Raw genomic sequence first — 837 nt, 5'->3', positions numbered from 1 at the left:
GTTGAATGCGACACTGGCGGCGCATTTTGACGAAGGGCAAATCTATAGGATCGATCATTATCTGGGTAAGGAAACCGTTCAGAATCTGATGGCCGTTCGGTTCGGCAACATGCTGTTCGAACCGCTTTGGAACAGTCAGTATGTCGATCACATTCAGATCACTGTGGCCGAGACCGTCGGCATTGACGGTCGTGAAGAATATTACGAGCGCGCCGGCGCCATGCGCGACATGATGCAGAACCATCTGATGCAGCTTTTGTGTCTGATCGCGATGGAACCACCCGCAAAATTTGACCCGGACGCGGTGCGCGATGAGAAACTCAAGGTCATACGCGCGTTGGATTCGGTTGAGCCGCACCATATCGTACGAGGTCAGTTTGCAGGCGGTGCCGATGGCCGGGGGTATCGTGAAGTTGTCGGCAATCAAAGGACGACGACGGAAAGCTACATCGCATTGCGCGCACATATCAGCAATTGGCGTTGGGCGGGTACACCGTTCTATCTGCGCACGGGCAAAGAGCTGGTGGCGCGGTCCTCGGTCATCAATGTGATGTTCAAGGATGCTCCGCATTCGGTTTTTGGCGAAGAGGCCGGGCGTCATGCGAATGCCCTGTCGATCCGGTTGCAGCCCAATGAAGGCATCACTTTGAAAGTGACAATTAAAGAGCCGGGGCAGGGAGGCATGCGTCTGGTTGACGTTCCGCTGGACATGAGCTTTGCCGAAGCGCTTGGGCCTGAAAACCAGGATCCACCCGACGCTTATGAGCGGCTGGTGATGGATGTCATTCGCGGCAACCAAACCCTGTTCATGCGCGGCGATGAAGTAGAAGCCGCATG

At 55.4% G+C, this 837-nt stretch carries 1 protein-coding gene; it reads left to right on the top strand.

What is annotated here, in order from left to right:
• Positions 1-837: glucose-6-phosphate dehydrogenase (NADP(+)) (locus tag ACR0EL_RS22035; protein ID WP_480502294.1), on the top strand; the 837-nt coding region annotated here is incomplete at both ends.

This window comes from Ruegeria sp. AH12 (assembly GCF_056541465.1).
This window is presented reverse-complemented; position numbering and strand designations above follow the sequence as displayed.